The following is a 9574-nucleotide window of genomic DNA, read 5'->3' as shown; positions in this document are numbered from 1 at the left end:
CTTTTTTATTTTACAGCATCTTCTGTTACCGTTTTGTCGCTCTTCGTCCGGTTTGTCAACGAAAGGTGCATCCATCCCCAAATGCCCAATACGATGACCAGCAATGTCTGTACGCCATGCACTATCAGTGCAAAAATGCCGGCATCCGTGGCATTCACTCCATAAAGCATCATCATGGTGATGACGGCAAAGTGCCAAGACCCTGCACCGTTCGGCGTAGGGACAATGACGGCAAAAGTGCCGCCTACAAACATCACCAATCCGGCAAGGTAGCTAAGCTGTTCCGTAAAAGGAAAGCAGTAAAAGGTGATATAGAAATGGTAGAAATAGCAAATCCAGATGAGCAGGGTGTAAAGGATGAATAACGGGATGTTTTTTACTTTCCGGAGCGACATCACCCCTTCCCACACATTCAGTACGACCCCTTTCACTTTTTCAAAAAAAGAGAGCATCCGCAGCAAGAAATAAAGAAGCACCGCCACTCCGATGATGCAGAAAAGCACGACATAAAACCAAGGAGAGGTGACCAGATGCAGCAATGAGGGGATTTTTGTGCCCGTTTCTTCAAAGAAACGGAAAAATACCGGCATTTGCAGCAGAAAGGTGATACCCATAATCAGCAAGATGCAGAGTGTATCGACCAGCCGCTCGGTTACTACCGTCCCCAGCGATTTGGCAAAGGACACGTTGTCGTATCTGGCAAGCACGCCGCAACGCGACACCTCGCCCAAACGGGGCAGTATCAGATTGGCCGCGTACGACACAAAAATGGCATCCACGCAATCGTTCGTCTTGGGATGGGCATTCAAAGGCGCCAATGTCTGTTTCCAACGCCAGCCGCGAAACACATGACTCATGACACCGAACAAGAGAGAATAAAGCATCCACCACCAGTTTGTGGCGTGCAGAAGCACTGTCTTCACCCTTCCGAAGTCAAAATCACGATATACCCAATAAAGGATAAATCCCCCCAAAAGGATGGGCAGTACGGCTTTCAGTGTCTTTTTCAGCAGTTTCTTCATCTGATATATCCAAATTCTTCATTCATCATTCTTTATTCTTCGTTGAAAAGAATTACCTTTGTTCCGCAAAAGCAGGTTATGCCTCATTACAAAACCAATCCGTAGGGATTGTAATGACGAATGACGGCTTACGTTTGCGGAGCAAAAGTAATGATTTAGTTGATACATGAGATTAGTTAAACCCAAAAAGTTTCTCGGCCAACATTTCCTGAACGACCGAAAGGTGGCGCAGGACATTGCCGACACGGTGGATGCTTGTCCCGAAATACCTATTCTCGAAGTAGGACCGGGGATGGGCGTGTTGACACGTTTTCTCCTGCCTAAGGGGCGTGAGGTGAAAGTGGTGGAGCTGGACTACGAGTCGGTGGCTTATCTGAGGGAAGCCTTTTCGCAATTGGAAGACCATATCATCGAGGACGATTTCCTCAAGATGAACCTGCAACGATTGTTCGGCGGTCGGCCTTTTGTACTGACGGGAAACTATCCTTATAATATTTCCAGCCAGATATTTTTCAAGATGCTGGAGTATAAAGACTTGATTCCCTGTTGCACGGGCATGATACAGAAAGAGGTGGCCGAACGCATTGCCTCAGGGCCAGGCAACAAGGCATACGGCATATTGAGCGTGCTGATACAGGCATGGTACAAGGTAGAGTATCTGTTCACTGTGCACGAACATGTGTTCAATCCTCCGCCGAAAGTGAAGAGTGCCGTTATCCGCATGACGCGCAACGAAACGCAAGCGTTGGGATGTGACGAGAAACTGTTCAAACAGATAGTGAAGACGACCTTTAACCAACGCCGTAAGACATTGCGGAACTCCATAAAACCGATACTTGGAAAAGATTGTCCGCTGACGGAAGATCCGTTGTTCAACAAACGTCCCGAACAACTATCCGTGCAAGAATTTATTGATTTGACAAACAGAGTGGCAGCAGTTCCGGAAAAACGTGGTTAGCGGTTAGTGATTCACCGCTTATCGTTCACCGCTCATCACTCATCGTTAATCGTTCATCACTCATCACTGATTTACACATGGAAATAACTGAAGAATATATAGATAGAGTCAAAGGGCTGATTGAAGAAAAGGACGCAGATACTGTCAAGGCGCTTTTGATTGACCTCCACCCGGCGGATATTGCGGAGCTATGCAATGACCTTGATTCGGAGGAGGCCCGTTTCGTCTACCGTCTTCTGGACAATGAAACCGCAGCCGACGTGTTGGTGGAGATGGATGAAGATGTCCGGAAAGAATTTCTGGAAATCCTTCCTTCGGAGACCATTGCCAAGCGCTTCGTTGATTACATGGATACGGACGATGCCGTAGACCTGATACGCGAACTTGATGAGGAAAAGCAGGAGGAAATCCTTTCGCACATCGAGGACATTGAACAGGCGGGAGACATCGTAGACTTGTTGAAGTATGATGAAGACACGGCCGGTGGATTGATGGGAACCGAGATGGTGACCGTCAATGAGAATTGGAGTATGCCGGAGTGCCTGAAAGAGATGCGCTTGCAAGCTGAAAAACTGGACGAAATCTATTACGTGTATGTCATCGACGATGAAGACCGCCTGCAAGGAGTCTTTCCGTTGAAGAAAATGATAACCTCTCCGTCTGTCTCTAAGGTGAAACATGTGATGAAGAAAGACCCTATTTCCGTCCATGTAGACACTTCCATCGACGAAGTGGTGCAGGTCATCGAAAAGTACGACTTGGTGGCGGTTCCTGTGATAGACAGTATAGGGCGTCTGGTGGGACAGATCACTGTGGACGATGTCATGGATGAGGTGCGTGAACAGTCGGAACGCGACTACCAGTTGGCTTCGGGTTTGTCTCAGGATGTGGAGACAGACGACAACGTAATGCGTCAGACATCTGCCCGCCTGCCGTGGTTGCTCATCGGCATGTTGGGCGGTATAGGCAACTCTATGATATTGGGCAACTTTGATACTACTTTTGCCGCTCATCCCGAAATGGCTCTCTACATTCCGTTGATAGGCGGTACGGGTGGAAACGTGGGAACCCAGTCTTCGGCCATCATCGTGCAAGGACTGGCCAACAGTTCCTTGGAGGCTAAAGATACTTTCAAGCAGATTGCTAAGGAATCTGTTGTGGCGGCCATCAATGCCACCATTATTTCTTTGTTGGTATATATTTATAATTTTATCCGCTTCGGGGCAACGGCCACGGTCACTTACTCCGTTTCCATCAGTCTCTTTGCGGTCGTGATGTTCGCTTCTATCTTCGGTACGTTGGTGCCCATGACATTGGAGAAGTTGAAGGTTGATCCGGCCATCGCTACCGGTCCGTTTATTTCAATTACCAATGACATTATAGGCATGATGCTTTACATGGGTATTACCGTGCTGTTATCATAAATGGAAGAAAAAGAGAAAATATTAAGGAAAAATATATGAAGTAATCTTTTTATTTCATTAATTTGTAGTCTGATGTAACCCTAACGGGTTTCCCCCGTTACTAAAAATAAATACAATGATGGACGCTCATGACACTAATCTCCCTGAAAAAAAGGTAGAGTTAGAAGAAGAAAAAAAAGCAGCAGAGGTTTCCGATAATAAAGTTACGGAAACTCCCGCTGAAGAAGTTGTTTCAACAAAGCCGGTAGAATCTGACCGGAAACTCACAAAGGAGGAAATCCTGGTCAAGCTGAAAGAAATGGCTGCTGATGTGGAGAATGCGGCGAAACCGGAGATAGACACCTTGAAGCAAATTTTCTACAGATTGCACAATGCCGAACAAGAGGTTGCGAGAAAGTTGTTTGTGGAAAACGGTGGGGCGGCGGAAGATTTTATTCCGCAGGCAGACAGCTTGGAAGAGGAGTTTAAACATGTCATGTCCGTCATCAAAGAAAAGAGAAGTGCATTTGTGGCCGAACAGGAAAAGCAGAAAGAGATGAATCTGCAAATCAAGCTTTCCATCATTGAAGAACTAAAGGAGTTGGTGGAATCTCCCGATGACCCGAACAAAAACTATACGGAATTTAAGAAACTGCAACAGCAGTGGAACGAGGTGACCTTGTTGCCGCAAGGAAAAATCAATGAACTTTGGAAAAACTATCAGTTGTATGTAGAGAAGTTCTATGACCTCTTGAAGCTGAACAATGAGTTTCGTGAGTATGACTTCAAGAAAAACTTGGAAATCAAGATGCATTTGTGTGATGCAGCCGAGAAGTTGGCGGATGAAGCTGATGTGGTTTCAGCTTTCCATCAGTTGCAAAAGTTGCATCAGGAATTTCGTGATACGGGGCCGGTGGCCAAAGAGTTACGCGATGAAATCTGGGTGCGTTTCAAGGCTGCTTCTACTGCCGTAAACCGTCGTCACCAGCAACATTTCGAAGCATTGAAAGAAGTGGAGCAAAATAATCTGGACCAAAAAACTGTGATTTGTGAAATCATCGAGGCCATTGATTATAGCGAACTGACAAACTTTGCTTCTTGGGAGAATAAGACGCAGGAAATCATCGCCCTTCAAAATAAATGGAAAACCATCGGCTTTGCTCCGCAAAAGATGAACGTGAGAATCTTCGAACGCTTCCGCAAAGCGTGTGATGAATTCTTCCGCAAGAAAGGTGAGTTTGTGAAGACCTTGAAGGAGAGCATGGCCGAAAATCTGGAAAAGAAACGGCTGTTGTGTGAAAAGGCGGAGGCGCTGAAAGAGAGCACGGATTGGAAACAGACCGCTGACGAGCTGACCAAGCTTCAAAAGGAATGGAAGACCATCGGACCGGTGACGAAAAAATATTCGGATGCCGTGTGGAAACGCTTTATCTCTGCTTGCGATTATTTCTTCGAACAAAAGAATAAAGCTGCTTCTTCTCAACGTTCCGTGGAGTATGATAATCTGGAAAAGAAAAGGGCTGTCATCGAACAGCTGGACGCGATTAGCGATGAAATGGATACAGAAGAAGCCTCACAATTGGTGCGCAATCTGATGAAGGAGTGGAATAGTATCGGACATGTGCCTTTCAAAGAAAAGGATAAAATCTATAAGCAATATCACAATCGGATCGATAAACTGTTCAACCAATTCAATATCAGTGCATCGAACAAAAAATTAAGTAACTTCAAATCAACAGTTGTTTCCATTCAGGAAAACAGTCCGCAAGCTCTTTATCGCGAGCGTGAGAAGTTGATGCGTGCCTTTGAAAATATGAAGAGTGAACTGCAGACTTACGAGAACAATCTCGGATTCCTCACAGCGTCGTCCAAAAAAGGCAATAATCTACTGACGGAAATTAACCGCAAGGTGGAAAAACTGAAAGCGGATATCGAACTCGTCAAAGAGAAAATCAAGGTGATTGACGAGAATATTGAAAGCAGGGAGTGATGATGTCATTCATCCAACCATCCTGTTCCTTGTCGTACAATTTCTATCTCTCCATTAGTGCAGTCCACCACCGTAGAAAGGTCGGTGCTGCCGATACCGCCGTCGATTATTAAATTGACGGCGGTTCCGTATTTTTCTTCTATCAGTTCAGGATCGGTGCAATATTCTATGTCTTCGTGCTCGTCGTGAGGTAGTGTGGCGGTCATGATAGGAGCATCCAACAGACGGGCTATTTCCTGAATGATGGCATTGTCGGGCATGCGGATGCCTACTTCTTTGCGATTGCGGAATATCTTGGGAAGCCGGGTAGTACCTGCCAGAATAAAGGTGAAAGGGCCGGGAAGGTTGCGCTTCATCAGCTTGAAAGTGGCATTGTCCACTTTGGCATACTCGCTAACCTTACTCAAGTCGTAACAGATGATGGAGAGGTTATTCTTCTTCGGGTCTATATCTTTGAGACGACAGATGCGTTCGATGGCGCGTTCTTTCAGTCCATGACAACCGATGGCATACATCGTGTCGGTAGGATAGATAATGATGCCACCGTCATTCAAAATATCGATAACCTGTTGAAGGTCGGCAGCATTGTTATTCTTTTCATAGAGTTTCAGAAGCATGGTTGTTAGGAATATGGATTATATATAATACAAAAATAGAGAATAAACGCTTATAACCAAAGTTTTTACCTATTAAGCATTTCCTTTTCCAGCTTCTTTATCTTCTTCCAGGCTTCCTTGAACTTGGGACATAGGGTGACGGCCTTGTTGTAGTTCCTCATGGCAGCCTCTTTCATGTCCAGCTTCAAGCATTCATCGCCCATCTGGATGTATTCGCGGGCATATTTCACTAACGCTTTCTCTTTCTCCAGAGCAGCTTGCTTCAAGGCTCGGTTCTCTTCTCGCAGCGTGTTGATGGTGTGGAGCTTCCGGCGGATGAGGCGCTGGATATTGGGCTTTTCTATATCGTAGCGTGAGTGAATGGCCTTAAAGAACTCGTTCAGGAAGGTGTCGAAGTCGCCTTTGTCGAAGGCTTTGGTGGCAGCAACATATTGCACGTCTGCCTGCGCCTGTTTCAAGGCGCGGTCAATGGCAGCCTGATTGTTGAAACGCGCTGCGAAGCTGACAATCTCAGGGCGAACGAATATGTCGGCGCGACTGACGGGTTTCTTCAGTTGTATGCCTTCGAGTGCCGTACAGCGGCTGAGGGCTACATAGGTCTGTCCGCCGGCAAATACACCGCCGGTGAAGTCGATGACCACTCGGCTGAAGGTCAGTCCTTGGCTCTTATGCACGGTGATGGCCCATGCCAGGCGTATAGGGTATTGAGTGAATGTACCCAGTTCCTCTTCCTCAACCTGTTTCTTCTCTTCGTTATATTTATAGCGGATGTTTCGCCACGATTCTCGTTTTACGTCTACCTCCTTGCCGTCATCAGTAATAATGTAGATTGTTTCCTCCATGGGGTCGAAACCGCTGATGACACCGATGGTTCCGTTTACCCAACGACGATCGAAATCATTCTTGATGAAGATGATTTGTGCGCCGGGTTTCATAGTGAGTTCTTGAGAAGTGGGGAGGCTGCTTTCCGGAAAGTCGCCCTTGATTTCACCATGGAGGCTGACCGGCTCACCGGGAAGTTCTGCCAACTTCTTATCATTGATATAGTCCACATTATCACGGCGGGTGGCGAGGGTGATGTACATGTCTGCTTCCGATTGTTCGATTTGTGTGCCATAGCGGGTATTCAGCAGTTGCAGGTCGGAGGAGTTGACTGTGTTGTTGCGGATATGATCCAATACGTTGATAAATACTTTGTCGGTTTGGCGATATACTTTTTGCAATTCAATGGATACAAGGTCTATCTGACTGAATACTTTTGCCGAGAAGAAGTAAGGGGTGGGATAGAAACGGTTCAGTATTTCCCGCTCATCTCCTTTTACAACCGGTTCCAACTGGAAAACGTCGCCCACCAGCAGTATCTGCTTGCCACCGAAAGGCTCGCGCAGGTTGTGGGAATAGACACGTAGAATACGGTCCATCGCATCGATGATGTCTGCACGTACCATGGAAATCTCGTCGATGATGACAAGCTCCAGCTCTTCAAGCAATTTGCGATGAGTCTTGGTATATTTGAGGAACTCGTGGATGCGTCCCCGTTGCAGGCTGAGGTTAGGGTCTTCGGGCAGTAAAGGATAAAAAGGCAGTTTGAAGAAGCTGTGCAGCGTGCTGCCCCCGGCATTGATGGCGGCAATGCCTGTGGGAGCCAGTACCACATGTTTCTTCTTCGTGATGTTGCAAATGTGGCGCAGGAAAGTGGATTTCCCCGTACCTGCCTTGCCCGTCAGAAAGACGGACTGGCGGGTGTATTGGATGAGCTGCAAGGCATCTTGAAACTCTTTATTCTGGCTATCGGGAACGAAGTTCAATGTTCGGCAGGAGTTAATTAATGATTCGCGTTCTGTTCTTGTTGTCTGATATCAGATTATCTTGAAGTGTTTCAGGGCATTGGCTATGCCATTGTCATCCACTTCGGAGGTTATGTGGTCGGCAGCGGATTTCACATCCTCTTGGGCGTTTCCCATAGCTATGCCGATGCCGGCGTGGCGCAACATACCGATATCGTTTCCTCCATCGCCAAAAGCCATGACCTCCTCGCGCCGGATGTTGAAATGGCGGTTAATCCGGTCAATTCCGTTCTGTTTGGTGTTTCCTCTGGCCGTTACGTCGACGAAAGCAGGATGCCAGCGCCCCATTTCACAGTTTGGAAGGGTGGGCAGTAGAGCCTGTTCTTCTTCGGCATTGATGAATGGCGTGAGCTGATAAATCTCTCGGCCCGAATGATTGCCGATATAAGGTCTTGCTCCAATGGGATCCACTTTTAGTTGTCTATGGAAAATCTCTTCCACTATTTCGTCCGGTTGGTTTACGTAGATGTCGTTCTCTTCAACCAAGATGCATGGGATGTTTCGATTGTGGCAGAAGGCTGTCAGAATGTCCACCTCGGCAGTCGGGATGGGACTTTTATAGACGACGGTATCTTCTACAAAGCAATAAGCCCCGTTCATGGTGATATAGCCGTCTATCAGATTCCTTTCTTGCAAGGCCGAAAGGTTGTTGATGATGACAGGCGGCCGTCCTGTTGAGATGAAAATATGTATGCCTTTGGCTTTGGCGGCGGTTAGCGCTTCGATGGTCGGAAGGGGTATTTCGTGCGTCTTAAAGCTGACCAATGTGCCGTCGATGTCAAAAAAAAGAGCTTTTATCATAAGGTTGTTCTTTGTATCTTGTGTGCAAAAGTACTCAAAAAGGGATGAATTTTAGCGCTTTTGCAGGCAAATAAATATGAGTTTGCAAATTACCTGTGTCGTGTATGTTCCGTTTGGCAAATGTTCTTGGGTTCATCGTTGATAGTTTCTATACGCTTGTCGTCTTCCCCCTGTTTGACGGCTGCAATCCTTTGTCGTGACAGAGGCAAGTGTTCAAGCCGACAGACACAAGTGTTTGACGTGACAGACACAAGTGTTTGAGCCGTCAGATGCAAGTGTCTGGCAAGGAAGGTGTAAACGTTTGATAACCAATGAGGTTTGATTTTGAAATACAATCCGTCGGGTGAGACTGCTGACCTGCTTCTTATCCCGAACTCAGGCTAAATAACGTGAATTCGATATAATTCTTATGCAATAAATCTGCTTTTGTCAATAATGTCAATATTCATGGACGGCTTCTTTGGCAGCAGGTTATAAGCTGTCAGCCCTGACAAGAGGAAACTGTTTATTCTTATTTCCGGGAAAGACATTACCCGATAAAAGCCCCTCCTTCTTTTGAAAAAAGTTGATACTCACTCTTATCATCTTCGTATTTTCTTCGTGTCTATAGCGAGCAACTCCACACGAACATGATACGAACATGATACGAACATGGTACGAAGATGGTAAAACGAAGATGATGGCATTATAGCCCTTACAGAATATCTTTACAATCGACAGGGATAAAGGATTTGTTTTACACAGTTATCGGTATTCAACCATAAATAAGTGAGATTACTAACTTTTAGTACACTTTTCTTATCTCGAACTGACGTTAAATAGTATGTCTTGCATTTACGAATAGCACAAATCCCTCAACAATGTTAATTTACTTTAATCTTCTATTCTTTTCTCCTCACTTTCTTTGCTTTTCATTAAAAATATAAGATATATTTG

At 45.9% G+C, this 9574-nt stretch carries 7 protein-coding genes and 1 pseudogene; 3 read left to right on the top strand and 5 right to left on the bottom strand.

Annotation, left to right across the window (positions count from 1 at the left end):
- Positions 1-5: 5 nt before the first annotated feature.
- Complete coding sequence (locus EV202_RS05775; protein ID WP_131926007.1) at positions 6-1022, bottom strand: lysylphosphatidylglycerol synthase transmembrane domain-containing protein; 1017 nt, start codon at positions 1020-1022, stop codon at positions 6-8.
- Between the two features lie 166 nt (positions 1023-1188).
- Between EV202_RS05775 and rsmA the strand changes: the two genes are divergently transcribed.
- From rsmA to EV202_RS05760, 3 genes are all read left to right on the top strand, one after another.
- Positions 1189-1980 carry a 16S rRNA (adenine(1518)-N(6)/adenine(1519)-N(6))-dimethyltransferase RsmA gene (rsmA, locus tag EV202_RS05770; RefSeq protein ID WP_131926005.1) on the top strand — a complete coding sequence of 264 codons (792 nt, stop codon included), beginning with the start codon at positions 1189-1191 and terminating at the stop codon, positions 1978-1980.
- A 77-nt stretch (positions 1981-2057) separates the two neighbouring features.
- Positions 2058-3404: a magnesium transporter gene (gene mgtE / locus EV202_RS05765; RefSeq protein ID WP_165899398.1), complete on the top strand. Its 1347-nt coding sequence runs from the start codon at positions 2058-2060 to the stop codon at positions 3402-3404.
- 115 nt (positions 3405-3519) lie between these two features.
- Positions 3520-5373 carry a DUF349 domain-containing protein gene (locus EV202_RS05760; RefSeq protein WP_131926003.1) on the top strand — a complete coding sequence of 618 codons (1854 nt, stop codon included), beginning with the start codon at positions 3520-3522 and terminating at the stop codon, positions 5371-5373.
- Positions 5374-5378: 5 nt separating this feature from the next.
- On the opposite strand, the gene EV202_RS05755 is transcribed toward EV202_RS05760, so the two are convergent.
- The 4 genes and pseudogenes from EV202_RS05755 to EV202_RS15250 all read right to left on the bottom strand — a co-directional run.
- On the bottom strand, positions 5379-5990 hold the full coding sequence (locus EV202_RS05755) for an L-threonylcarbamoyladenylate synthase (protein ID WP_125238819.1): 612 nt from the start codon (positions 5988-5990) through the stop codon (positions 5379-5381).
- A 65-nt stretch (positions 5991-6055) separates the two neighbouring features.
- Positions 6056-7798 (bottom strand): ATP-dependent DNA helicase, encoded by a 1743-nt coding sequence (locus tag EV202_RS05750; protein ID WP_125238818.1) that lies wholly within the window; start codon positions 7796-7798, stop codon positions 6056-6058.
- Positions 7799-7849: 51 nt separating this feature from the next.
- Positions 7850-8638: a Cof-type HAD-IIB family hydrolase gene (locus EV202_RS05745; RefSeq protein WP_106068170.1), complete on the bottom strand. Its 789-nt coding sequence runs from the start codon at positions 8636-8638 to the stop codon at positions 7850-7852.
- A 407-nt stretch (positions 8639-9045) separates the two neighbouring features.
- Positions 9046-9141: pseudogene (locus tag EV202_RS15250) on the bottom strand (IS982 family transposase); the annotation flags it as partial.
- Between the last annotated feature and the right edge of the window lie 433 nt (positions 9142-9574).

It is taken from the genome of Prevotella heparinolytica (assembly GCF_004342845.1).
Taxonomy (GTDB): domain Bacteria; phylum Bacteroidota; class Bacteroidia; order Bacteroidales; family Bacteroidaceae; genus Bacteroides; species Bacteroides heparinolyticus.
The sequence above is the reverse complement of the archived record's forward strand: the minus strand, read 5'-3'. Positions and strand labels throughout refer to the sequence as shown.

What these genes read in the sequence shown, in the direction of transcription:
- EV202_RS05775 (WP_131926007.1), bottom strand. Translation starts at nt 1,022, where the DNA reads ATGAAGAAACTGCTGAAAAAGACACTGAAAGCCGTACTGCCCATCCTT.
- rsmA (WP_131926005.1), top strand. Translation starts at nt 1,189, where the DNA reads ATGAGATTAGTTAAACCCAAAAAGTTTCTCGGCCAACATTTCCTGAAC.
- mgtE (WP_165899398.1), top strand. Translation starts at nt 2,058, where the DNA reads ATGGAAATAACTGAAGAATATATAGATAGAGTCAAAGGGCTGATTGAA.
- EV202_RS05760 (WP_131926003.1), top strand. Translation starts at nt 3,520, where the DNA reads ATGATGGACGCTCATGACACTAATCTCCCTGAAAAAAAGGTAGAGTTA.
- EV202_RS05755 (WP_125238819.1), bottom strand. Translation starts at nt 5,990, where the DNA reads ATGCTTCTGAAACTCTATGAAAAGAATAACAATGCTGCCGACCTTCAA.
- EV202_RS05745 (WP_106068170.1), bottom strand. Translation starts at nt 8,638, where the DNA reads ATGATAAAAGCTCTTTTTTTTGACATCGACGGCACATTGGTCAGCTTT.